This is a genomic window from Companilactobacillus keshanensis (assembly GCF_003946205.1).
GTDB classification, from domain to species: domain Bacteria; phylum Bacillota; class Bacilli; order Lactobacillales; family Lactobacillaceae; genus Companilactobacillus; species Companilactobacillus keshanensis.
Genome location: NZ_RHOS01000018.1, coordinates 1 through 24,917 on the forward strand (window position 1 = coordinate 1; position 24,917 = coordinate 24,917).

General features: G+C 35.7%; 25 protein-coding genes and 1 tRNA gene. 10 read left to right on the forward strand and 16 right to left on the reverse strand.

The features are described 5' to 3' along the window. Positions 1–104: 104 nt before the first annotated feature. Genes yjeM through EKM64_RS09075 form a run of 3 tightly spaced genes read right to left on the reverse strand, consistent with a single transcriptional unit; the run spans position 105 to position 3,438 of the window. Positions 105–1,610 carry a glutamate/gamma-aminobutyrate family transporter YjeM gene (gene yjeM / locus EKM64_RS09065; RefSeq protein WP_125677822.1) on the reverse strand — a complete coding sequence of 502 codons (1,506 nt, stop codon included), beginning with the start codon at positions 1,608–1,610 and terminating at the stop codon, positions 105–107. A gap of 37 nt (positions 1,611–1,647) precedes the next feature. Beyond that, positions 1,648–3,078: a C69 family dipeptidase gene (locus EKM64_RS09070; protein WP_125677824.1), complete on the reverse strand. Its 1,431-nt coding sequence runs from the start codon at positions 3,076–3,078 to the stop codon at positions 1,648–1,650. Positions 3,079–3,087: 9 nt separating this feature from the next. After that, positions 3,088–3,438, reverse strand: a complete 351-nt coding sequence (locus tag EKM64_RS09075; RefSeq protein ID WP_377769537.1) for a heavy metal-binding domain-containing protein — start codon at positions 3,436–3,438, stop codon at positions 3,088–3,090. 101 nt (positions 3,439–3,539) lie between these two features. Between EKM64_RS09075 and EKM64_RS09080 the strand changes: the two genes are divergently transcribed. Beyond that, a tRNA-Gln gene (locus EKM64_RS09080) sits at positions 3,540–3,611 on the forward strand. Positions 3,612–4,200: 589 nt separating this feature from the next. Here EKM64_RS09080 and grdD read toward each other — a convergent pair. From grdD to EKM64_RS09125, 9 genes are all read right to left on the reverse strand, one after another. Next, positions 4,201–5,358, reverse strand: a complete 1,158-nt coding sequence (gene grdD, locus EKM64_RS09085; RefSeq protein ID WP_125677825.1) for a glycine/sarcosine/betaine reductase complex component C subunit alpha — start codon at positions 5,356–5,358, stop codon at positions 4,201–4,203. Between the two features lie 30 nt (positions 5,359–5,388). Then, complete coding sequence (grdC, locus tag EKM64_RS09090; protein WP_125677827.1) at positions 5,389–6,927, reverse strand: glycine/sarcosine/betaine reductase complex component C subunit beta; 1,539 nt, start codon at positions 6,925–6,927, stop codon at positions 5,389–5,391. A 99-nt stretch (positions 6,928–7,026) separates the two neighbouring features. Next, positions 7,027–8,322 (reverse strand): glycine reductase complex selenoprotein B, encoded by a 1,296-nt coding sequence (grdB, locus tag EKM64_RS09095; protein WP_125677829.1) that lies wholly within the window; start codon positions 8,320–8,322, stop codon positions 7,027–7,029. A gap of 41 nt (positions 8,323–8,363) precedes the next feature. Continuing rightward, positions 8,364–8,813: a glycine/sarcosine/betaine reductase complex selenoprotein A gene (grdA, locus tag EKM64_RS09100; RefSeq protein ID WP_125677831.1), complete on the reverse strand. Its 450-nt coding sequence runs from the start codon at positions 8,811–8,813 to the stop codon at positions 8,364–8,366. A gap of 56 nt (positions 8,814–8,869) precedes the next feature. Further along, positions 8,870–10,159, reverse strand: coding sequence for a glycine/sarcosine/betaine reductase component B subunit (locus EKM64_RS09105; RefSeq protein ID WP_125677833.1), 1,290 nt, complete (start codon positions 10,157–10,159; stop codon positions 8,870–8,872). Positions 10,160–10,207: 48 nt separating this feature from the next. Next, positions 10,208–10,540, reverse strand: coding sequence for a thioredoxin family protein (locus EKM64_RS09110; protein ID WP_125677836.1), 333 nt, complete (start codon positions 10,538–10,540; stop codon positions 10,208–10,210). 103 nt (positions 10,541–10,643) lie between these two features. Further along, positions 10,644–11,888: a thioredoxin-disulfide reductase gene (trxB, locus tag EKM64_RS09115; RefSeq protein WP_125677837.1), complete on the reverse strand. Its 1,245-nt coding sequence runs from the start codon at positions 11,886–11,888 to the stop codon at positions 10,644–10,646. 39 nt (positions 11,889–11,927) lie between these two features. Continuing rightward, entirely contained in the window at positions 11,928–12,314 is a 387-nt protein-coding gene (locus EKM64_RS09120; RefSeq protein ID WP_125677839.1) for a GrdX family protein, read from the reverse strand. A 436-nt stretch (positions 12,315–12,750) separates the two neighbouring features. After that, positions 12,751–14,106: an APC family permease gene (locus tag EKM64_RS09125; protein WP_125677841.1), complete on the reverse strand. Its 1,356-nt coding sequence runs from the start codon at positions 14,104–14,106 to the stop codon at positions 12,751–12,753. 520 nt (positions 14,107–14,626) lie between these two features. On the opposite strand from EKM64_RS09125, the gene EKM64_RS09130 reads away from it, so the two are divergent. The 4 genes from EKM64_RS09130 to EKM64_RS09145 all read left to right on the forward strand — a co-directional run bounded on the left by EKM64_RS09130 (position 14,627) and on the right by EKM64_RS09145 (position 17,655). Next, positions 14,627–15,964 carry an APC family permease gene (locus EKM64_RS09130; protein ID WP_125677843.1) on the forward strand — a complete coding sequence of 446 codons (1,338 nt, stop codon included), beginning with the start codon at positions 14,627–14,629 and terminating at the stop codon, positions 15,962–15,964. A gap of 80 nt (positions 15,965–16,044) precedes the next feature. Next, the gene (locus EKM64_RS09135; protein ID WP_125677845.1) at positions 16,045–16,230 is read left to right on the forward strand and encodes a hypothetical protein; all 186 of its coding nucleotides are present in this window, start codon (positions 16,045–16,047) and stop codon (positions 16,228–16,230) included. A 151-nt stretch (positions 16,231–16,381) separates the two neighbouring features. Then, entirely contained in the window at positions 16,382–17,020 is a 639-nt protein-coding gene (locus EKM64_RS09140; RefSeq protein WP_125677847.1) for a CPBP family intramembrane glutamic endopeptidase, read from the forward strand. 53 nt (positions 17,021–17,073) lie between these two features. After that, positions 17,074–17,655, forward strand: a complete 582-nt coding sequence (locus EKM64_RS09145) for a hypothetical protein (protein WP_125677849.1) — start codon at positions 17,074–17,076, stop codon at positions 17,653–17,655. 8 nt (positions 17,656–17,663) lie between these two features. On the opposite strand, the gene EKM64_RS09150 is transcribed toward EKM64_RS09145, so the two are convergent. Further along, positions 17,664–18,074 (reverse strand): nucleoside 2-deoxyribosyltransferase, encoded by a 411-nt coding sequence (locus EKM64_RS09150; RefSeq protein WP_125677851.1) that lies wholly within the window; start codon positions 18,072–18,074, stop codon positions 17,664–17,666. Between the two features lie 107 nt (positions 18,075–18,181). On the opposite strand from EKM64_RS09150, the gene EKM64_RS09155 reads away from it, so the two are divergent. From EKM64_RS09155 to EKM64_RS09175, 5 genes are all read left to right on the forward strand, one after another. Beyond that, on the forward strand, positions 18,182–18,733 hold the full coding sequence (locus EKM64_RS09155; RefSeq protein WP_125677853.1) for a hypothetical protein: 552 nt from the start codon (positions 18,182–18,184) through the stop codon (positions 18,731–18,733). A gap of 71 nt (positions 18,734–18,804) precedes the next feature. Further along, entirely contained in the window at positions 18,805–19,299 is a 495-nt protein-coding gene (locus EKM64_RS09160) for a helix-turn-helix domain-containing protein (protein WP_125677855.1), read from the forward strand. Continuing rightward, on the forward strand, positions 19,299–20,198 hold the full coding sequence (locus tag EKM64_RS09165) for an IS3 family transposase (RefSeq protein WP_263852836.1): 900 nt from the start codon (positions 19,299–19,301) through the stop codon (positions 20,196–20,198). Before EKM64_RS09160 ends, EKM64_RS09165 begins: the two co-directional genes overlap by 1 nt. A 172-nt stretch (positions 20,199–20,370) precedes the next feature. Continuing rightward, on the forward strand, positions 20,371–20,997 hold the full coding sequence (locus EKM64_RS09170; RefSeq protein ID WP_125677859.1) for an NAD(P)-dependent oxidoreductase: 627 nt from the start codon (positions 20,371–20,373) through the stop codon (positions 20,995–20,997). Positions 20,998–21,023: 26 nt separating this feature from the next. Continuing rightward, a complete protein-coding gene (locus EKM64_RS09175; RefSeq protein ID WP_125677862.1) occupies positions 21,024–21,737 on the forward strand; it encodes an alpha/beta hydrolase in 714 nt (237 codons plus the stop codon). Between the two features lie 124 nt (positions 21,738–21,861). Here EKM64_RS09175 and EKM64_RS09180 read toward each other — a convergent pair whose 3' ends face one another. The 3 genes from EKM64_RS09180 to EKM64_RS09190 form a co-directional block, all read right to left on the reverse strand. Beyond that, positions 21,862–22,797 carry an NADP-dependent oxidoreductase gene (locus EKM64_RS09180; protein WP_125677865.1) on the reverse strand — a complete coding sequence of 312 codons (936 nt, stop codon included), beginning with the start codon at positions 22,795–22,797 and terminating at the stop codon, positions 21,862–21,864. A gap of 13 nt (positions 22,798–22,810) precedes the next feature. Beyond that, the gene (locus tag EKM64_RS09185) at positions 22,811–24,301 is read right to left on the reverse strand and encodes an MFS transporter (protein ID WP_125677867.1); all 1,491 of its coding nucleotides are present in this window, start codon (positions 24,299–24,301) and stop codon (positions 22,811–22,813) included. 89 nt (positions 24,302–24,390) lie between these two features. Beyond that, on the reverse strand, positions 24,391–24,876 hold the full coding sequence (locus EKM64_RS09190) for a GNAT family N-acetyltransferase (protein ID WP_125677869.1): 486 nt from the start codon (positions 24,874–24,876) through the stop codon (positions 24,391–24,393). Positions 24,877–24,917 lie beyond the last annotated feature (41 nt).

The window sequence follows — 24,917 nt, forward strand, 5'->3', positions numbered from 1 at the left end:
ATTTTAGTTTCAACAGAATACTTTGGCATAATAAAAACCCCTTGCTTGGATTTCTCCAATGCAAGGGGTTCATTACAACCCGCATAAGCGAATATCGTTTTTATTTAGGCAGTATGTTTCTTTTTATAAGAATATCTACCATAAAGTATCAATGCAATAATACCAAATAATACTGGTCCAATAATGGTCCAGAAAGCATCCATATAGGCATGTTCTAGAATTGGTTCGATCAATGTAAAGATTACAGCAAATGTAAGTACAAATAATACTCCGATTGTCGTGATCCACATCCAAGTCTTATTTTTGTAGAAAGAATAAGGCTTTTCGATCTTATCATTCAAATTAAAGAATGGATATGCTCCAACTAAGAATAAATATGGCACCGTAGCCGAAACATTGGCCATCAATGTCAAAACATTGTACAATGCTTTGGCGTTTTTACCACCAAAATCAACTAAGACAATCACAATTGCTACAAAAATTGCTTGAATCCACATAGCATTTGCAGGCATCCCATTTTTGTTAATTTTAGTCATATGTTCTGGCCATAAATCTCTTGGTGTTCCTAGAATAAAAGATTTGATTGGTGAATAAATCAAAACAAAGAATGAGCCCAAATACAGGATAAACATATCTAATCCTGTAAAACGAGCCATCCATTCACCTACAGTAATGGCAGCAGTACCGCTAAGTCCGATATGTTGACCAAAAGTATATCCTAAGTTACTCATCATAACGTAGGTAATATTTCCCAGGTTAACACCATTCTTACCAATGATTGCATGCCAGTTCGTGCTGACACCCCATAAAAGGATCGTCAGTGAATAAAGTACGGAAATTATTACAGCAGAAATCAAAACACCACGTGGAAAATCACGCTTAGGATTCTTCATACTATCAGTAACACCACCCATTGATTCCATACCACCATAAGCAAAGATAGCATAGACAACGAATGAAACCATACCAATTGGTGAAGCAAAAGCTGGATTTGCTGAGTGAATAAAGGTTCCAAAGCCATGTATTGGTTCAGCCGTATGAAATCCAGAAAGGAAGATCATACTAATACTTAAAACTAAGAACAAGACATTTAAGACAATCATCATTGTTCCACCAAAAGATGAAATTTTTGAGATTTTATCAACACCTTGTGTCGCAGTAAAAGTAATTACGAGGATCCAAAATACTGCTAAAATACCAATAACTTGGTTTGAGTTTAAACCTAATAAATGCCAAGTTTGGGTAACGTCATGTCCCGCAAAGAATGTGGATAATGGAATCCAGACCTTTGATGATGTAGAAACTAGCCATACTTCCCAAGAAGCAAGCCAAATGAACGTACCAGTAAAGGCAAAGCGAGGTCCAACTGCTCCTTCTATCCAAGAATAGATTCCACCCTGCGCTTCATTAAAGGCAGAACCATATTCAGCCATCATAAATCCTACAGGTAGGAAGAAGAATACAGCCGCAAAAACGTACCAAATAATACTTGCCAAACCCATTTGTTCATAGGCCACTGTGGTATTAGCAAATCCATATACCGACGTGAAGATCATCATTATTAACGCAAATAATGTAATAGTCTTCTTTGTCGAACTACTATCATTCATAGTAAAACAATCCCCTTATTAAGTTTTCAATGTGCAATTATAAATTGCTATCGTGCTTGAAGTTGAGGGGCGAAAAATCAGTCGAGTCCGTAATTAATTGGGCGATCAATTCCTTATAACCATCTAAAGCTATTTTAGACATTTGGAATGATGCGTCGGTCAAAAATTGTGGTAATTCTTCAGCATCCTTGCTCAAAGCGTTCATATCAAAATCGCGCAACATTTTACGCAATGTAATATTGATATTTTTTTGTTTTTCTTGATACATTTTGCCAAACTCAGAATAGTGAGCATCTAACAAAACACCGGCTAATTTATAAGTCCAATAGGCTGACTCACTGTCATATGGCAATTCACCAATTTTATATTCCGCAGGTGTATCTGTCATCCCTAAGTAAAATGGAACATAAACACTCTGTGAAGATACTCCCATGGCTAACCAGTGCACACAGGCAACGTTGAGATCCATATCGGGCCTAATCTGTAAGACATGTGATTCTTGTGTCTTAGCAAGACTAACGGGGCGATATTTTTTGTTATTAGCACCATTTTTCAAAAGATCAAACTCAGTTTTTTGATAATGTGAGGATAAGTAGTCTTGTGCATCATCAACACTAATCAATCGATCAGCTTGTTTAATAAAGGACAAATTTTCACTCTCTGGACTCTCCTCAGACCTTCCAGAAAGAAATTGTTGTCCCCACCAAACACGCGGAGTATTGTAAACCTCATCTGATTCGTCATGTGTACCAAAAATTTCTCTAAAATTAAATCCTTTCACTGCTGGATTTAAATTATTGTCATTAACAAATTCAGTTATATCTTCACGATAAATGAAATCATTTGGATTATTAAAATCAATTTCTTGAATAGCCAATTGATTAGCGACGACGGCATAACTATCATCAGGTATACGTTGCGCGACCCAATAATGTCCAGAGCCATTTTCAAAATACCAAACTTCCTCTTTATCAGAAAAGATAATTCCATTTGTCTCACAAGTACCATATTTTTCAATTATTTCACCAAGACGTAAAACACCTTCTCTAGCAGTCTTGATATATGGTAAGACAACTGTGACCATTGCTTCTTCACCAATTCCGTCTTCTAATAACGGATCAGCACCTAATACTTGTTGATTCGAATAAGCACTTTCTGTCGCACTCATTGCTACGCCGTACTCATTGAAACCATCTTCTTCGAATAAACCCTCTTTAAAAGTCCATTCCGGAGTAGCTGTATATTTGTAGCGAGTTTTGGGCAGATTCATTTGGAAGCCATTGGCTTTAGAAATGAACTTTTGAGCCTCGGGAAGCTCAGTATGTTCATGAACAACAAAATGTTTAGGCCACGATGCTTGCGAATCCTCATTACGACCCACGATGGTTGAACCGTCAATTGTTGCTTTCTTTCCTATTAAGATACTTGTACATGCTGACAAAGTATTTTTGTTATATTCTAAAGACATAATTTCACCCTACTTAAATTTTACGGCGGTACCATAAGCAGCTACCGTTTCCATATCTTGACTAATTGAATCAGAATCAAATCTCATCATTACGACTGCATCTGCACCCATTTTGACAGCGTTATCTCGCATACGTTCAATTGCAATGTCACGAGCCTCAGATAAAAGTTCCGTATAAGCCTTAATCTCACCACCGACCAAGTTTTTTAGACCAGCGCCAATATTTTTTACAACATTTTTAGACTGAGTCGTGATACCAAAAACTTCACCGATAATTTCATATTCAACACCAGGGATATGCTCCGTCGTGCTTACTAAAATCTCACTTTTCTCCATTTGTTCACCTCGCAAATTATTCATTGATCACTCCTGATATATAAGATAACACACTAGTAATAAATAAGTCGTAGATATTTTGAACTTGACATAAAGATAATTCTTTTATAGAATTTTATTGTTAATGGGCAATCGCCAAACGGTAAGGCCACGGACTCTGAATCCGTAATTTGTAGGTTCGAACCCTACTTGCCCAATAGATGTAGTTTAAATAGATGCAATGGGCTTCAAAACGTTGATAGATTAGGATTTTAAGTTTTATCTGTTTCAAATAGATTCAATGGAATTCAAACGAACCGGACCATAAACCGGGCCCTGAAATTAAATAATAAGATTTAATAAATGCCGTGGGGGGGGGTCTTAATTAAACGTTAGTTAATGATAACTAGCGTTTTTTTTGTTTCAAAAAAAGTAGATTCAGCAATTACGCTGTCATCTACTTTTTAATTCTTCTTCACGCTTTGCAATTAATAGTTTTAATTCCGATAATTCATCTAATTGTGCATGACTATTAATAAACAGCCTCTCCTGTCTTCTATACGCGGCATGGCGCTTAGTCCCTCCTTTATACTCTTGAAGTCATCATTATTGTTTACTAAATTTTTATATGAGGATTAAATTAACCTCATACTAGCTAAAAAAACTTTATTTTTCTTCACAACAAAAGCCTTCAACCACACACGCGTGATTGAAGGCTTATTTGATTTAACGTCAACGAATCGTTTCATATTTGGAGGTGCGTATCACATTAATTACTAAAATTCTTTCACCAGAGTTAAATACCTTTTAAAGATAATCGGCGGCCTTGAGAACCTCGCGCGCATGATCTTCATCAGCTGGAGCAACCATGACAACGGGGCCTGTACATCCCATTCCGCTTGTAGCATAGATATCAGCCTTCCAAAGCTCTGTAACTGCTTCTTCTAAGACTAAGATATCAATACCTAAGATAGCTTCCGAGACAGCTTTTTTGGCTGGTTCTTTGACTTCCTGAGCTGAATCGTCTTTCTTTGGAGGAGCTGTCAAACTAGCTAGAACGTCAGACAATCCAGCCTTTTCAGCAGCTTTATATTCGGCATTTACTTTATCTACTAAATTACCTTTGACACATCTACCGGCATAACTTAGTGCACCGGCAATAACGTTGGCGCCTGAAGCACGACTAATAATATTAATAATCTTATCGTACCCCTTACCAGCGCCGGGACCATATCCTTCACCAACGGATTCATAGCTTCCGCCAGTTAAGAAAGAGCTCATTACTTTAGTAATAATATTACCCGTCAAACTATCCATGATCATGATATCAGGAACACCTTGTAGTAAATCATTACCACGCATTTCTATGCCGCCATCTGCACGATGACTTTGAGTAAAGTTTATTTTATAACCTTTATCTTTTAATTTATTTAATGACTTTTCAACTTGGTGTGCGCCATCAATATTTAAAATTCCAACTGTTGGATTTTCGTTACCATTTGCTTTGGCCACGGCAATACCTGAAATGGCATTTTTAACCATGGCACTCGTTCTATCCATATCTGAAGTACCAGTTGTATTAGCGATAAACATAGTTTTACCGACACCTGGTGTAGTTGAACGGCCAACAGTCGACACACCAATTGGAAATGTGTAATGCATCGTTACTGCGGCATCTAATTTGCCCTCGGCTAACAATTCATCCATTTTATCATGTGCATCTTCTGGGGTAGATGCAGCAACGGTCTCTAGTTTTGTATCAGTTAAAGTACCAATAACTACAACTTCAATGGAGGGATCGTTAGCCTGAGCCAGTTCAGCACCACGAAGAACTTCTTCTTCACCATGTTCACTACCAAGTAGTGTTACACCTACACGAGGTCTAGAGCCAAAATTACCATCCTCTAGCCCTTGAGCAATTTCGTCAAACACTTCGGCAATCGTATTTTGTACGTTATTTTCCATTTTTCTCCCCCCTTTAAGGATGATTATTCTTTATTTTAGAGAATCAGCAAATTGTTTCATTGATTCGGCGATCATTTGACGAATTGTATCTTTGTCGACTGAATCGTCTTCAACATGTCCATCATTTGCTTCTACAATAAATGAAATACCATCAAAGAGGTTTGTTAATCTTCCTAAGAACAAGCTACCTTTACCAATGATCATTGTACGATGTATATCTCCATTTTCAATCATCTCGATAGCATGTCCTAAGAATGGAACACCTGATGGGATGTGGCCCTGTGTAGGTACAAATCCAGGCATACCAATTCTTTCAACAACTTCATTTAATTCATTTCTAGCAAATACTTTTTTCATAATACCCAAAGCGGCAATCATCTTGTAATTAGCAGAAGGTATATCACCGGCACCAGCTGGGACAGTAATTTCAGGATTTTGCATTTCGGCAGAAAATACATCAACATCCTTGATCGATAAACCTGCATGTTCGAGTGGATCGGCAACTATAGCTTGCATAATAGCTTGTGGAGCGGCACCACTACCAATTTTATGTTTACCGACAATATCTGTACGTATTACTGGGGACTTGCCATCGTTTTCAGCAACGTGAATAGCAAAGGCACCTAAACAGTCTTCAATGAGGGGTTGATCTTTTTTAACGTGATCTTTACCATTCATTCCAAGCTTAGCTGATGAACCTCCGGCAAGGACTACAACATTTGAATATACGCCTGCTTGTACTAGTGCTGAAGCTTCTACCATAGAGTGAGCAGGAGCGGCACAGAAACTACGTGTATCTGATCCAGTAGCGTTGACACATCCGCAAATTTCACCGATAGATTTGGCATAATTACCACCGGCACGTTGGAACATGTCACCACAACCCTCTTCACTACATTCGATTAAATAGTCAACATCACTTGGTTCGAGATCATTCTTAGCAAATAATTCAGCTAATGCATAGGCACCAGAAGCCTTACTTACTAAGTTTTCAAACATGACATCACTCGTTAAAGCAGCGTCAAATTCATGAGCTCTCTTGATGCACCCAACTAATTTATTATCCAAATACAGTGGTTTTGCATCTTTTTCTTCAATTAAAGATTTAATTTCATCAACTGAGCTGGGATTCTCTGTTAATTTGTCCAAAGTTACCCAATATTTACCGATCACTGGGTCTTCTTTAACTTTTTTGGCAATCTTTTCTTGAAAACTTGCATCTAAAACGACTAATTCAAACATGTCAACGGCTTTTAAACAGCCATAAAACATATCTTCTGGCATAATTGAACCGAATTTCCCTTCGGTTGAAGCGTTTTCTAATGGATGTTCGTACCAAGGTTTCTCAATATCATTTAAATCACGCGGATGAATATTACCTATATAAGCTTGATTAGGACCATACCCAACAACATCTTCGAATGAACGTAAGTGATCTGGAATAGCTTTAAGATAATCTGAATCTGGACTATTTCTCATTTCACTTTCTTGCAATTTACCTTCATGAACTAAGATATCTGGTGTATGGACTAATGTATAAGCGGTTCCTTTAAGCACTGGAAAAGTCATACTTTGCACCCCCAAAATAATTATTTGAAACTATCTTATAAAAAAAGGAGTCGAAAAATTGTTTTTTCGGCTCCCAGTTGAAACTCTTGAGCTCCCTTACTAGTTGAATACTGTCTGTTCAGTAACAGGTGTTTCAAGCGCTTTAAGAGCTTTTCTTACTAATTTTCTACGTAATTCTTTCTCATCTTTAGGATCCAATTCTGGATTACCTAATGGATATGGAATTGCGACTGTAGGAACAATTCTGTTAGCTCCAACTGTCTTAGAAATAGGAACAATTGTACACATATGAACAATTGGTAGTCCTGTGGCTTCAATAGCCTTAACCATCGTTGCACCGCAACGAGTACAAGTTCCTCAAGTGGATGTTAAGATAACAGCATCTACGCCGTCTTCTTTAAGTTGTGCTGCAATTTCTGTACCAAACTTTTTAGCATTTGCTACAGATGTACCATTACCAACGGTAGCGTACCAATAATCATGTAACGAACCGATTTCACCGTTAGCAAGCATTTCTTTAATCACGTCGACTGGTAGAACACGATCTAAGTCTTCATTTGCATAAACTGGATCGTAACCACCGTGAGCTGTTTCACCGTTTTCTGGAGTAAAGTCGTCGATATCTTTCAAGCTGTATTTACCATACTTAGATGCACTTGAAGATTCGATATGGTCAGGATTTCCTTTCGGAACTGGACCACCAGAAGATACCAAAGCAATTCTTGCCTTTGTAATATCTTTAACGGCTGGAGCTGGATCAACACGGTCGAAGGTAGGCATTGGATACTCAGTTGTGAATTCCTTGCCTTGAATTTTGTTTACGAGCATTTCAACAGCACGTTTTGAACCACGTTCTTCTCTGAATACATTTTCACGGAGACCTCTTGGCATATAGCCTGTAATCTCTTTATTACCGTCAATAATTTGTTTAACAACGGCAGACATTGCAGGAATTGCTTTTCTCATTGTAGCGGCACTGTTACCAACCTCTACAAAATATCCGTGTTTTCTGTATAGCTCGAAACCAGGATTTTCTGGATACATACCACCTACAACTGGTAAATGTAAATTCTCATCAACCAATTTGGCAACTGCACCAGCTGCGACACCATAACGACCAGCGTTAAAACTTGGTCCTACGATGACGATATCTGGATCGTAGCTTTTAATCATTTCAAGAACAGTTTCTGAAGCCTCTGCTTCATTTTCATTAAAGTAACTATCACCACAGATGACGGTACCAACGATTTCTGCTACATCAGTAAGTTGACCCTTAAAAGCCATACCAGGTCCAACAACACCGTCTCTCTTCTCAGGCTTAACATCAGCCTTCTCTTCACCACCGATCCCGGCAAAGAATTGGTTTATGTAATGCACAATTCTTTTTTTGGTCATTTTATTTCCTCCTTTACAAAAGGTTTGGGAAGTAGTGAAAACTATCCACGATATTCTTGTACTTCTTTATTAATAGCGTCTTTATCTAATACCATTTCCATCATTGATATTTGTTCGTCATAAACTGCTGGATCTACTTCATCTTTTAGTTCAAACATATGATATGCTTTGAGTCCTAACTGGACTCCTGCTAATGGACCAGCGAATGTTGGATCACCAGTTGATACGGTTTCGGCAGCCAAACCACAAGCTTCAGCTTCCCCACCACCTAGTACTACTACTAGATCGTCTTTACCGTATTTGTCTGTAAGATCTTTAATTCTTTGTTGGTTTTCCAGGTCCATAGCTCCCGCGCTCGTTCAAACAAAGCATTCAGTTGTTGAAAAGACAACTTCTGCGCCTGCTGTTTTTACACAAGCTTCGATAGCCATGCCAGGAATTCCATCACGGTCGCCTAAAATGGCGATCTTTTTGTTTTCAAGAATACCCATAATGTGCTCTCCTTCAATTTTATTAAATTTAATGTTTACTAAATAATTTCGTTATACTAGATTGTTTTAGCTGATAGATTAAAGAATCCTAATTCATTTGTTGAACCAGTGATTACTTGAAGTTCAGCTTCAATTGATCCATCATCATGAAGGCTTCCATCCCAAGCACCAGCAATAATGTTGGCAACTTCTGGATGACCGATAACTGTATCCATAACTGGAAGATCGATAACTTCGTTAGCGTTACCTGCAGTTACAACAGCATCACCTTTAGGTGTTGAATCGGCTAATGATTGACTGGCACCGTCTCGTCCAGCATATTCATCTGTTACAAGAACTGTCTTTATACCTTTATTTTCAAGATTGTTACAGTTCATAACTAAGTCGGCATCAGGGTTACCAAAGCCTTCTTCTGAGATGATTGCTGCGTCAGCGCCAAGTAATTCAACCAATTTAGCGGTCATATTTGATGAACGTTTCTTGTCTTGCAATGTTACGTTCTCATTGGTAATAACACATCCGATAAAGTTAATTTCTTTACCATTCTTTTCATATAAATCTTCAATAACTGGACTGTTTAAATGTACATATGATGGATTCTTATCACAGGCTGAAACACAGTTACCACTTGTAATAGCTCCGTCAAATACTTCTGTTGGGTACATGAATGTTGGAACGATCTTCTTAGCATCTGCACCATAGAAGAATGTATTATGCATCAACCCTTGTGTTTGTAGTGCATATACATAAACTACTTTTGGTAGATCAGGAAATTCTTTAACTTGTTCAAGAAGAGGTTTTGTTTCATATACCTTTTCTTCATCAGGTTCAACATTTCTTCCTGCTTCACCAATATAGTTGGCAGCTCTAAAACCGGCTAGACGAATAACCTCTTCGTGTTCGTGTTGTTTGATGCTGTCGATTGGTTCCATTTTAATTACAATATTATTTAGTTTTGAGAATGGTGTATATTTAGCACCTTCACCACTCATATCAATGATTCCTTCTTGGAATCCAACAATCTTACCTGTTGTTACAACCGCTGCACCTTTCAGTACATGTGTACGTCCGGATCCAACTTGTTCAACATCACCGATAACACCTGGGAAGATGTTCCCTTTTCCGTCAACCTTACAACGTGGTTCGATAACGTCTTTAACTGGAATGATACGAGTCTTGTCACCTGGTTTAGCTAAATACACATCAAGAGACTTGATTCTTTCATCTCCACCTGTTGCAGCTTCGATCAATTCGTCTTTATCAACGAATAGTGTGCCATCTTTAACTTCGGTTTTTTTACCGAAGGCAATATCTTTAATTAGGATATTGCCAATTTCTAATCGCATAATATCCCTCCATTCTTTGCATATTTGCAGTTGTTCTGAATGATGAAACTAAACTGTTAATTCATCTAGTTTAGCTGTTACGGCTGCCATACCCTTATCTTCCAAGATTTCTTTGCCAAGAGTAGCAACTTTTTCACCATCTTTGTAGAATAGATATGCTGGAATTCCCATGACTTTTTGTTTCATGGCCATTCTCATATTTCCTGTAGTGTCGAATGCATAGAATGTTGCTACATCAGATTTATCATCTGATAGTTTTTCAACATCTGGCATAAGTGCCATACATGGTACGCATTTTGGACTAAAGAAATCCACCATAACTAAACCTTTCGAATTACTGATTGTATCTTCAAAGTTTTCTTTTGTAAGATGTTCCATCATAATTTTCGCCTCCCTTCAATTTTTTATCTTTGAAATCTAATACTGGACTAAATTTCAAAGATAAAAAATTTAGAAATCAATCTAAATTTTTTATTTGATCCATCTAAACTTCAACAGATTCTTTCAATAGGTTTTCAACGGCTGAAGATGTGATGTTTTTTACTCCTTCGATCCGAGCAACATCTTTTCCATCTTTGAACAATATAATAGTAGGAATTTGTGTAACTTTATATTGTGTAGCCGTCTTTTTAGCTCTGTATGTATCCAGTTTTACTAATTCAACTGCACCATTTTTCTCTTCAACAATTTTGTCTACTGCAGCGATCGAGTCGATACTTTCTTCAACTTGTGGTGCCCAGAATGCTAAAATAACTGGTTTCTTGTTACTTACATCTAGAACATCATTTTGAAGTGTTTCAAGCTCTGACAAATACTTCTCTGCGGCTGATGCGGCAATTGCGCCATCGGCTGCGGCTGTAACAACCTGACGAAGATATTTAACCCTTGCATCACCAACGGCGTAAACACCAGGTACATTGGTTTCCATCATATCGTTAGCAACTAAGTAGCCACGATCATCTAATTCAACTTTTCCTTTAAGGAAGTCTGTATGTGGTTCTGTACCGATAAATACGAAGACCCCATTTGTTTCAAGATCAGTTAATTCACCAGTATTAATATTCTTCAAAACAACTTTTTCTACTAGTTCATCACCAGCAATTTCTTCAACAGTTGAGTTCCAAACCCATTTTAGTTTTGGATTCTTCATCGCTTTTTCAGCACTAGCTTTATTACAATCAAGATTTCCTTCTTCATGAATAACGATAATCGTTACTGTTTCAGCAAATTTTGTTAAGTACATTGCCTCTTCAATGGCAGCATCCCCATTACCAACAACTACAACATCCAAATCTACAAAGAAGTCGGCATCACAAGTTGCACAATAACTAACGCCCTTACCTCTTAATTCAGCTTCACCTTTAACGTTGATTTTTCTTGGTGTAGCTCCTGGTGATAAAACAACTACCTTTGATTCATATGTATCGCCTTGTTGTGTGTGAACTTTTTTTACAGGTCCAGTGAAATCAACTTCATCAACTGTTCCTCTAAGAAATTCTGTTCCAAATGACTTAGCATGGTCAGCGAATTCCTTCATAATACCGGGGCCAGTAGTACCGTTATAAAATCCAGGGTAATTTTCCATTTCATCTGTTGTTGAAGCTTGTCCACCAGGCTCAGCATTCTTATCTAACACAGCTGTGCTCAATTTAGCACGGCTCCCATAGATCCCTGCAGCTAATCCACCAGGGCCAGCACCGATAATTAAAAGATCATATATCTTTGACATAAAACTCTCCTCCCATACATAAGACAATTATTAATTTAATTATTCATGGTATTTGTAAGGCAAACTATCAATTGCAGAATCTAATAAGTCTAAGTCAATTACTTGAAAATCCTCTAAAACACTCTCATCATATTTCCGATTTAAAGGAGGAAACTTTCTAAGAACTTGAATCGATCCTTCTATTAGTTTTAGTGAAGTCATATCAAGTTCACCTTTTTGGTTACTTAAAACTAAACTCTTATATGGACTCTGATTAGGCTTGATGCTCCCAGCAAGTGGATGATTAATCAAATTGGCTCCTAAATGAATGGAATCCCTACTATGAGCAAAAATATCTGCAACGGTTAAGTTCTGGTCAAATTTGGTAAATTCTGAATACTTATCTTTAACCATCGGATTATTAGTCAAGATATGGAAATTTGCCATTCTTCAGACCCCCTTTGTTAACTTTTTCACTTTCTCTTACAACTGCAATATATCGTATTAACGATTGATTTGCAAGCGTTTTTACGAAAAAAATATCAATTTGTTTATATTAAAGATCATTAAAGCCCATTTTATTAATTGGAGAACTGATTCTTTTACAGTACAGTAAAAATATCCTTAAAAAAATCAATTAATTGTTCGAAAAGTCCTGATATATTAGGCTTTGTACATGCAGTGTTTCATATGATATATCAATTTATTTCCTACTTTACACATTAAACTTTTTGTAAATTTCGCGAAGCCATCTATAATCTTTTTATAATCTAGCAATCATTGATCGTCAATAGTCGTGTTCATTAAGCATTAACACTTAAGTGGTTCAAAATCATTTGTTAATCAATATAGTGATTACGTTCACAATCAAGACTAAAACAAATCAATAAATTACATGTGATTTAGAATAAGCAAAATATAGGATCAATCCAATCGCTAGCCACCCTATGTAATTTAACCATGCAGAGCCCGGTAGATTAAACAATAACAGGATACATACTAAAGCTGATAGTGTTGGAATAACTGATCCAAACGGAACTTTAAAGGCACGTTTTAATTCTGGATGTTGCTTTCTTAATAGTAGAACTGCAACAGAAATCAAGAAGAATATACATAGCGAACCGACATTTGCGAAAGTCGCCAGTTTTTTGATGTCTAATAATCCTGAACATGTTGCAGTGATAATTCCGATGATCCAGAGTGCTTCATTAGGAGTTTGTGTCTTAGAATTTAACTTACTGAATCTTGCTGGTAAGAATCCCCCACGGCTCATTGACATGGCAATATTTGATGATGCATAGATAAACGCTAAAATTACGGCAAGAATACCTAATATTGCACCGAATGAAACAATTTCTGCTACAATTGGATGTTTTAAAGTAATCAGAACAAATGACATTGCTTCAGGAACGTTCAATAAATTATACTTAACGTCTCCAGTCATTACTAAACTAACAATGATATATAAGATAGTAGAAATAGTTAATGAAGCAATAATGGCAATCGGTAAATTCTTTTGAACCTTTTTACAATCTTCAGCTGATGTGGCCAAAGCATCAAACCCTAAGAATGAAAAGAACACCGTTGAAGCTCCTGTGAAGATCCCCTTTACCCCAAATGGTAAAAATGGTTTCCAGTTAGTAGTTCTAACATGAAATGCCCCAACAACTACGAAAAGTAAGATAATACCTATCTTTACTAAAACTAATACATCGTTAACAACTTTGCTTTCACTCATACCACGGGTTAACAATAAAGTTATTAGTAGTACAACTATAACAGCGGGTAAATTAACTATCCCTCCGTTAAATGGAGATTGTACTAAACTTTGAGGCAAGAAAATATTTACCTCTTTCAAAAATGACGTTACATATCCTGTCCAACCAGTAGCGACTGTCGCTGTTGTTGTAATATAAACACCAAGCAATGTCCAACCGGAAAAGAAAGCAATCTGTTCACCCATAGTTATCCATGAATAAACATAGGCACTACCTGAACTTGGAATTGTTGTTGTTAATTCTGAATAACACAATCCAATCAATGCACTAGCTAAAGCTGCTATTAAAAATGAAAATACTACACCTGGACCAGCATCCGTTGCGGCAACGATACCTGTCAAAACTAAAATACCAGTACCTATAATGGCTCCGATCCCCATAATTGTGAGATCAAAAAGCCCTAATGTTTTGGGCTTATCCTGTGAAACGTTTATTAAATCATCAATTGACTTTCGTCGCATAATATCACCCTATCTCAAGCTTTTTTTATAATTGAAATCTCTTTCATAATAGCACGATTTTTAGATTCAAACCGAATTTTGTGAATATTTTAACAATAGTTTTCTGAAATTGCGAATTTGTTTTATGATAATGTCTATGATAAATAAACACTCGTATCCATTGAATAAGCACGATAAATCGTTGAAACAACAGGTTTTTATCTCATTTAAGTACTTTTTGTAACGTACAGTGTATCTTCAGTGTATCGACTCAGTAAACACTGTTAAATCAACGATAAAAAATCTTAAAATAGCAATATTTTAGTAATTTCAGACCATTTTAGGGAATAAAACATCACTTTTTTTGATAAATAATCATTGCTATTGATAGATTCAAAGAGTATTTTATTAGGTATTCGAACCTAAAATTTGATTTTTGAGAAAGGAAAGTCCAAATTCCTCTTTCAATATTTTCATTATCTGTTAGAATGATTGTGAAAACATTATCAAATTGTTTTCGGAAATAAGGAGGTACAACATAATGAATGAAGATGCTCAGCTCAAAAGAAACATTGGCTTTTGGGCTGCTCTTTCAACGGTTATCGGAACTGCAATAGGTGGAGGGGTATTTTTTAAAACACCTGTTGTTACAGAAGTAACTGGTTCTTCTAGTCTTACATTATTCAGTTGGTTACTAGGGGGACTAATCACTATTGCCGCAGGACTTACTACTGCAGAACTCTCTGCTGCCATTCCAGAAACAGGTGGTATGGTCGAATATATCAATCACACGTATGGGAAAACACCATCATTTATGCTCGGTTGGGCGGAGATGGTCATCTACTTCCCTGCTAACATTTCAGCTCTATCAATTATTTTTAGTACTCAACTGATTCATCTATTGGGTCTTGATCTCAAATATTTGATACCTATGGCATTAGTAGTTGCATTATCGATCACTTTGATCAACTTATGTGGATCAAAGTACGGTGGTGGATTCCAAACATTTACCACTATTTTTAAACTAATTCCTATCGCACTTATAATTGTTTTTGGATTATTCTCAAAAAATGGTGGTCCAGTTCCTCTATTCCCAGTTAAGGCTGGTACAGATATCAATTTCTTAACTGGTCTTGGTCATGGACTCCTTGCCACAATGTTTGCTTATGATGGATGGATTCAAGTAGGTAACATTGCCGGAGAATTAAAGAATCCTAAAAAAGATCTTCCAAGAGCTATTATTTTTGGATTACTAGGTATTACTGTAATTTATCTATTTATTAACTTTGTCTTTTTGAAATCATTACCTATTAGTAGTATTAATGGTAACGAAAATACTGCTGCTGATGCAGCCAAAGTAATCTTTGGTGACTTCGGTGGTAGATTAGTTACAATCGGAATTTTAATTTCTGTATATGGTGCTATCAACGGTTACACAATGACGGGATTGAGAATTCCTTATGCTATGGCTTTGGATAAAACTCTACCATTCAGTAAACAACTATCTAAGTTATCTAAATTTGGTATTCCAACTGCCGCTGCACTAGTTCAATTGTTCATTGCTTTTATCATGGTATTCTTAGGCGATTTTAATACATTAACAGATATGCTAGTCTTCGTAATCTGGATTTTCTATACTATGACATTCGCTGCAACAATTATTTTGAGAAAACGTGAACCTGAATTAAAACGTCCTTATAAAGCTCTTCTATATCCATTTACTCCAATTGTTGCCATTTTGGGTGGTATATTCATTGTTGTTTCAACTATCTTCACTCAAACATCCTTGGCATTACTTGGACTTGGTATCACTTTGTTAGGATTGCCTGTTTACGCATATGCGAGAAAACATAATCATATCTCTAAAGATTCTGATTAATATTTAATAAGGCAATCTTCTTAGTCTTTGACTGGTAGATTGCTTTTTGTTCGGGAATAAATATCTAGGGGGTAGTAAAATTGTCAGAGAAATTAACAGCTGCAAGGATCAAAGCAAATAGAAAATGGGACGAAAATCATAAAGAGCGTGTAAGATATTTACATTCTCGGTCATCAGCCAAGAGTTTTATAAATAATCGAGCTACTCTCGATGACATTAAGGCTCTGCGGGAACTTTTAGATAAAAGAAAAGATAAATTAGTATAAGTTTTCGCATAAAAAAGTAAATAAGACAGATAATCCGATTTTGGATTATCTGTCTTATTTGCATTAACATTTTTAAAGCAGTTAACTAACCCTTACAATTAAAAAAGTTGTATAACTTCCTTGAAATTATTTATTTTGTAGGAGGTTCCCTATGAAAAAACACATATTTAGTAAGGGTTTGATAGTTATTTTCTACCTATTTGTTTATCAATTATGTACCATTCCCTTTATTGCGGGTATGGCAATTAATAATCACATCGGCTATTTAGTTGTGACAGTAATATCAGTAAGCATTTTCGGACTTTTTCTTTATGCACTGTGGAAATATTTTAAAAAAGATTTCTTTTTTAAAACTAATATAACTACAAACGTTCATTTAGAATTAGTAATTTTTATCGTTGCAATCGTTGTAGTGGGATATTTCAGCGGATTCTTTCCAGAATCTGATAACCAAAAAATAGTTCTGGATCAATTACATGGTAATACTATCAATACTATTTTAACTACAGTATTTCTGGGACCAGTGGCCGAAGAATTGATTTTCCGAGGACTGATTGCTAAATTATTTTTCCCTAAAATCACTGACAAAAGGACAGCATTTTGGTATATTCTGGTTTCTTCATTGGCTTTTGGATTGGCACATGTAACAAGTTTTAGTCTGACGGTAATTCCATATATTTTAATGGGTGTTATCTTAGCCTTAGCTTACGTGAGATTTGGAGATATTCGCTACAGTATATTTTTACATTTTTTAAATAATTTAATTTCGGCTATTTTAGTTATTCTGTAAAAGAAAGCTGACTTACATCTGATATACTTGAATTAACGTTGGGGGATTTGAATATGAATAATCAAAGGATACGTACTAGATCAGAAATGCATAGAAAACGTAAATCTCCAAAACCATTTTATAAACGAATCTGGTTTATTATCTTAATCGTCATTATTGCATTATTTATCATAATCAGCCTTTTTAAACAGGAAGATAACAATCAAACTAAATCGTCTGAATCTAAAACTGAAAAGACCATTAAGAACTATTCCAAAGTAAACAAGTCGATAGCCTCAAAATTGAAGATGGATAAAGGCTTTGCAAATGGCACTCTTGATGAGAACGGTAAACCGACTGATAACGGAACTCCTAATAATGCTTTTGCATGGTCTAACGGAGTTGTTAAAATAAAAATGGTAGACGAAGATCGAATCAATGTTCACGTTGTAACTGAATTCAAAGATTTACCGGCTGCTAATAAGAGCGAAGTGGCACTTAAAGCACAAAATATTGCATTAATAGGACTCGCTAAACAAAAAAAGGTTAAACAAAAAACTTATAAACAAGGAATCTACACTGTTATTTTTTGTGATGGCGAAAACGTTGGTAGTTCCAAAATGTCTAACTACAAAGAATTCAAGTGGAATAAATAGCTGACTTTCTACTTTAGTTTACTTTTCAATATACTTATTGCTTCAGTAACATCACTATAGTAATTAATATTTCTAAAATATTTAGAGCCTTCTATCATTGCCGATAGTTGACTCTTATTTTTATTGTGTAAAATTAAGACTGGTTTTTTAATTTTTTCAGCATATGCTAATTCGTATCCAACACCCAAACTAGGATTGCTGGTTTCTGCCACTACTAAGTCACTTTTGTTAAGCCAATCAACATCCCTATTTCTAATATAGTCATTATCTAATTGACCTTGACCTTCCACTGATAATTTATAGTCTCCTATATGTTCTGTTAAAACTTTATTATCAATGTTCAAATAGTCAATTATTTTTCTATAAACACCAACATCTTCCCTACCACCACGAATTGAACCTGCAAAATATATTTTCATGAAGTCACACTTTCCCACATATTATTTAGAATAGATTATATAACAATTTACATTCATATTTTGATAATTTATGCTATATATAGAAAACAGATGTTATGGGGGTAATTATGAAAAAATTAATCAATACTGGTTTACTTTTAGCAGTGGTATTCTCTTTGACGGGCTGTTCTAACAGCAACAAACAATCGTCAAATATGCACAAAAAAGACACAACCACTGCTATAAAAAAGAAAGCGGTACATAAAAAGAAAGCTAAGAAGGAAAAAATAAAGAAATCAGATCCAACTACCAACGACCAAACTAGTAATCAGACATCATCTAATAAACCAGCTCAAACAACCCAATCCAATCAACAAACACAGCCATCTCAACAAAGTAGTGGCATATCTTATGATGAAAATACTTTAAGCGGATTTGTTAATAAATATGGTATGTCTCCAGCCGCTTACAAGATGCAAAATAATGGCATGTCAGCCTATGATGCACTCAAAAGTACCCCGGATTCTATGGAAACCTTTGGAGAACAACAGTCGGAAAGTCAGATGGATCGAGGTTTAATGGATCATAATGGAAATATGACCGATAAAGGTATGCAATGGGAAAATCACACTGATGATCAATCTGATCAAGATTATGATCAATATGATTCTGGATATTAAAACAATCATCTTAAATAGGTGATTGTAATGAACCCCTTGTATTGGAGAAATCCAAGCAAGGGGTTTTTATTATGCCAAAGTATTCTGTTGAAACTAAAATACAAGCCATAAAACTTTATAATGGTGGTTTGGGAAGTACAACCATTGCTCATCAATTGGGAATTCATCAAGAAACCACTATTCTTAGATGGATTCATTTATGGAGTAAATACGGATTAAGTGGTTTAAAACGTCCAAATAAATTGCCAATATACTCAGCTTCCTTCAAAATGAAAGTAATAATTTGGATGGTGAAAAATAAAGCATCATATCCACAAACTGCCAAATATTTTGATATTTCAAATGAAGGTACAGTCTGGACGTGGAAACATCGATATGATGTTTATGGTGCTGGTGGATTCGCTGACCGAAGGAAGCGAGACACAAATATGTCTGACAAAAAGAAATTAACACCAGAACAAGAAAACAAAGAGTTGAAGAAACGATTAGAATATTTAGAAGCTGAGAATGAATATCTAAAAAAATTAGAAGCCGTAATGCATCAAACCAAGAAAAAGCACAAGTAATAGATTTATTACGGCCAAAATATAGTCTGTCTTTACTTTTAAAAATTGCGAATATAAGTTCCAGTAGTTATTTTGATGCGCGAAAAAGAAACTACGGATTTCATTATAATGAGGATGCATCTATCATTAAAGATATAGAGAACATTAGAAATGATTCCGAGATGATTGATGGATTGAGTTTGGGCTACCGCCCATTGACTCAATATATTAACGAAAAGCGCATTAGTCGTAACGAACCAGTTGTTAATCATAAACGAGTATTACGTATTATGAGACAAAATGGATTATTGAGTAATGCCTATTCAAAGAAAACAAATAAATATAACAGCTATTCCGGTGATGATCACAAACGTCACAAGAATCATATTAGACAACGTTTCACGACCGATAGACCACTGCAAAAGATTGGCACAGACGTGACAGAGGCACGATGGGGAAGAAAATCTACTGATGAAAGAATATTCATATCATTATTCTTAGACTTTTATTCTGGAGAAATACTCTCTTACAGTATTTCCTTACATCCAACTACTGAATTCGTGATGGAATCATTATATCCAGTTATGAAACGTGCCGAAGGCGTTTCATATCTAACTACAATTCATTCAGATCAAGGCATTCAATATCAGTCCGGAAAATATCAAAAGGCCTTACGTAAAGCCAATATTAGACAAAGTATGTCTCGTAAAGGAACTCCATATGACAATTCACCAACAGAAAGTGTTATTCATAAAATGAAGATAGGAACCGTTTTAAATAATTCATATGCCACTCAATCTGAGCTTGAGATAGCCGTGAAGAAATGGATTCATTACTATAATTACAAGCGAATAAGACAATCAAATGAATGGAAAACACCGATTGAATTTAGAGAATCGTATGTATCAAAAAACGCCTAATCACATTTAAGTGATTAGACGTAAAATTTCATAATCAACTCCAATTACTGGGGTTCATTGCAGATCGTTTTTTTTAATTTATAACGGTATATAGTTGCTAAAGACTTCTCAAAAAAATAGAATATGAGTAATAGGTTTACAGCAAGAAATTCTTAGGAAAAAGGCGAATGAAATGAAATTATTAATTATTGGTGCGACCGGACCGACTGGTAGAAAGGTCATTGAATCTGCACTTGAGTTAGGAGATACAGTAACGGCATTTGCCAGACACACTGAATCCTTAAATGATATCAATGATAAAATCAACATTATCCCTGGAGATGCAATTTTAACCGCCGATTTGGAAAAAGCCATGATTGGACAAGACGCTGTCATTTCAACTTTAGGCCGTGGAGGATCGATACATGCACATAATTTATTTACACGTGCGGCCGTCTCAATAGTCAATTCCTGCAACCATACTGAAGTACCACGTCTGATCTGGTTGTCATCATTTGGAGTTGGTGATACTTTTCAAGATGCCACTGCAACTCAAAAAATCGCCTATAGAACTTTTTTGAGAAATATCTACGCTAATAAAAAAGCCTCCGAACAAATTATCCATGCCAGCAAGTTAAACTGGACGATCGTCTACCCTTCTGCTTTAACAAACGGAAGTGCCAAGGGCAAATTCAAAGCAGACGATCATATTAAAATGCACGGTATACCTATGATCAGTCGCGGCGATGTGGCCGACTTTTTATGTGCAGCCGCTCATGATGATAAGTGGATTCACAGAAATGCCGTAATTACTGATTAATTAGTTTTATTTATTGAGGAGTTAATATGAAGAAATTTACCAAGTGGATAATCGCTATTATTTTGGGATTGTTTATCATCACTATATCTACTTACCTAGTAGTAAAAAATAAAGAGTATGAACCTTCAACGGATGCTATAAATGCGGCCACTACTACTACTACAGTTGAAAACACTATCAAATTTCAAGGTGACGATACTAGACCAGCTATAATTTTTTATCCAGGGGCTTTAGTGGAACCCAAAAGTTACAGTATCTGGGCCAATGAAGTTGCAAAGGCTGGTTATTCAGTATATATTGTCAGATTTCCTTTAGATTTGGCCATTATGAATGCAAATGCAGCATCAAAGGTTCAAGCAAACAAGCCATATGTTATCGGTGGACACTCACTTGGTGGAACTATGGCTGCCCGATATGCACATAATAATCCTAAAGAATTAAAGGGCCTCTTTTTCTTAGCTAGTTATCCCGATAAAAAAATCAATCTCAGACAGCTTAAGGAACCGGTTCTTTCCATAACTGCTAGTCAGGACGGTGTCTTAAATGAATCTAACTATAAAAAAGCTAAAAAACTACTCCCCGCCTCTACAAAGTATCTAGTAATAAACGGTGGTAATCATGCAGGGTTTGGTAGCTATGGTAAACAAAAAGGTGACAATAAGGCTAGCATCAAAAATTCTGATCAACAAAAGATTGTTGCTAGTTTGTTGATTCATTGGTTAGATAGTAAAATTAAATAGTATTTATCTCTGAAAATTTTGAGTAATGTAATAAAAAAATATCCCTTCAATATACATATTTGAAAATGTATATTGAAGGGATATTCTATTTTAATTAACATTAAACCGAAGTACACAAGAGAATTTACTTTAATAAAACAACTTTTCCAAAAACGTGATTATCTTCATAATAATCCTGGGCATCTTTAACACCGACCACAGTCAATGGATATGTCTGTTGCACATTTAATTTTACTTTTCCATCAGAGACTAACTTCACTACTTTGCTCAACGGATTATCAAATTTTCCACTCAAATACATGGCGTCAACTTGATATTTAGCCGCTAGCCTATCGTCTGGTTCTTCAACAAGTGAAACTAAACGACCATTTTTCTTTAATACTTCAAAACTATTTTTATAAGTATAGTGTCCAACTGTATCAATGACTAAATCTAAATCTGATAGCTCTTCTTCAAATTTTTCTGTATGATAATCAATTACCCGACTAGCGCCTAATTGTTTCAAGGCTTTAGCATTGAGGTCACTAGCAGTTGTATATACTGTTGCACCAATATTATTAGCTAATTGAATAGCCATAGAACCTACTCCACCGGCGCCACCATGAATCAACACCTTTTCACCAGACTTCAATTGCCCTAAATCAAATAAAGCATTATAGGCTGGAATAGAAGTCATCGGTAAAGCTGCTGCAACTTCTACTGGAATATTATCTGCCACTTTAGCGGCCTTACTCTGTCCCAAGATCGCATAATCTGAATAAGCTCCAAAACCTTTGACCCCAATCATTCCACAGACGGTATCGCCAATATTGTATCCTTCAATTGCTGAACCAATATCGACTACTTTGCCAACTACATCAGTTCCTGTTATGGCCGGCATATCTAGAGCAAAATCATTTTTAAAAACACCTTCGCGAACAGCAATATCAAATGGAGTAACTGAGCTTCCGGCAACTTTTATTAATAACTGCTTAGGTTTCAACTCCGGAATATCAATCATCTGATCTCTAAATTTACTGCTATCTCCATAGCCATCAATAACAATCGCATTTGTTTGCATGTGACATCCCCCCCTAATTCAAATTGATTTTTTTAGTCAAACTTTGTTTATGATAATAAGCCAACATAGTAATGACAATTATCATTGAAATAATTATCAGTAACAATCCAGTGATCATAATATTTCGATAACCACTGTACAAAATGTTCCTCATTTTCGGCACTAAATTTTGCGGCAACTGCTTAGCAGCACTAGCATCACTTAGTTTATTCAACATTCTCATCGTTATCGTATGATTGGATTCGCTGACACCTTTCATCAAGGCATGGTTCAAAATTACACCATAAACCGATGACATCAACGTTTGACTAAGAATTCTCAGTAGATAACCCAAAGATGTAGCAGTTGGAATATCTCTTCTTTCTGCATCGGTTTGAACGTTAACCTGTAAAATATTAAAAATTATTCCAACTCCAAAACCTTCAAATCCTCCTGCTGTTAACAATAACCAAAAAGGAGTTTTTTGTCCAAATAAAAGAATAATCAAAAATGATATAAAAATAGTTATTGTACCAACAGTGACAATCAGATATTTACTCCATTTTGTCTGTAAAAAGGCAACTGATTCAGAACCAATAATATTAGTTACCGCACCAGGAATCTGAGTCATTCCTCCCATTAAGGCACTCAATCCCAAAATACCCTGTGCCCACATGGGGATATATGTAATAAACGCAATAAACGAACCCCAGATAATGACAAATAAACTAAAGTCGATCACTAAATCTCGATTAGTCAACAAACGACTGGGTACTATCGGGTCTTCTGCTTTACTATCCACTTTCATCATCCAAACAATCAGAGCGATTCCGACAATTAATAGAACAACAATTACAAAAATCGATGTTACTCCAATCATCTGAATTCCCGTCAAAATAGATACCAATCCAATAACCAATAGCGTTGCACCCAAATAGTCAACCGGTTTACCTGCCGCGTTACGTTTCGTATCTTTATAAAATAACATCAATATGGTAACTGACAATAAAGCAACTGGAACATTCAGATAAAAAACCCAGCGCCATGTTAAAACATCAACGATCCAACCGCCAAGTAAAGGTCCAATAATTGACGCGGTACTGAATAAAGCCGTCGCTAAACCAATAATTTGTGAACGTTTTTTTAAGTCAGTATAGATATCAGCAAACACAATAAACGGAATTGTATTCATCCCGCCACCACCAATACCCATGACCGTACGAGCAATAATAAACCACTGTATATTTGGGGCTATACCTTGAAATATGGCTCCAATCATAAACAAGATCGTGGAGTAAATATAACCACGTTTGTTACCGCGATGTTCACCAAATTTACTCCAAAGTGGAGTTGATACCGCTAATCCCAAGAGAAAAGTCGCTACGATCCAACCCATATATGCCAATCCATGCAGGTCACCCGTAATAGCCGGCAAAGCTGTATTGACAATTGTTGCATCCATTCCCGTCATGATATTTGACAGTAATAATGCAATTGTAACTAATGTTCGTCTATTTTCTTTCACTCAAAGTCCCCCAATAGAAATCTACTTCCTTTATTAAACAGCTATATCACAAAAAAGGTAAGAGTTCTAAAAACTTTGAATGCGTTTACTTAAATAATTTTTTCCATATTAAACCAAATTTCATTTCCATGGTTAGAATCAGCTTGTCCCATATTTTTAAAACCATTTTTTTCATAAAATGGAATTCGATCCTTTAAACATGTCAAAGCGATACTTTCACGTTTGTCTCTTTTAGCAATTTTTTCAAATTCATTTAACAATCTGCTACCAATCCCTTGACCACGAAAATTTGGACTTATAGCAATTGTAAAAATCAATTGATGACCGCCGATAGCCATATTATCAGGTGTCTTATCATACATTTCATCTTTTACAAAACGTGTTGAAACCGCTGGACCACAAATAAATCCAATAACCTTATTTGAATCATCTTTGGCAACTAAAAAGGTTTTATTAAGTTTTTGAATACGTTCACGATAGCCTTCAACACTGCCGGCCTCTGCGGAATTAAAACCCTGTTTTTCTATTGTCATTATTTCATCTAAATCACTTAAACTTGCTAAATCGAATCTCATTTTATTTGCCTTCTCATATAAAAAAACTTGTAGCATAAACT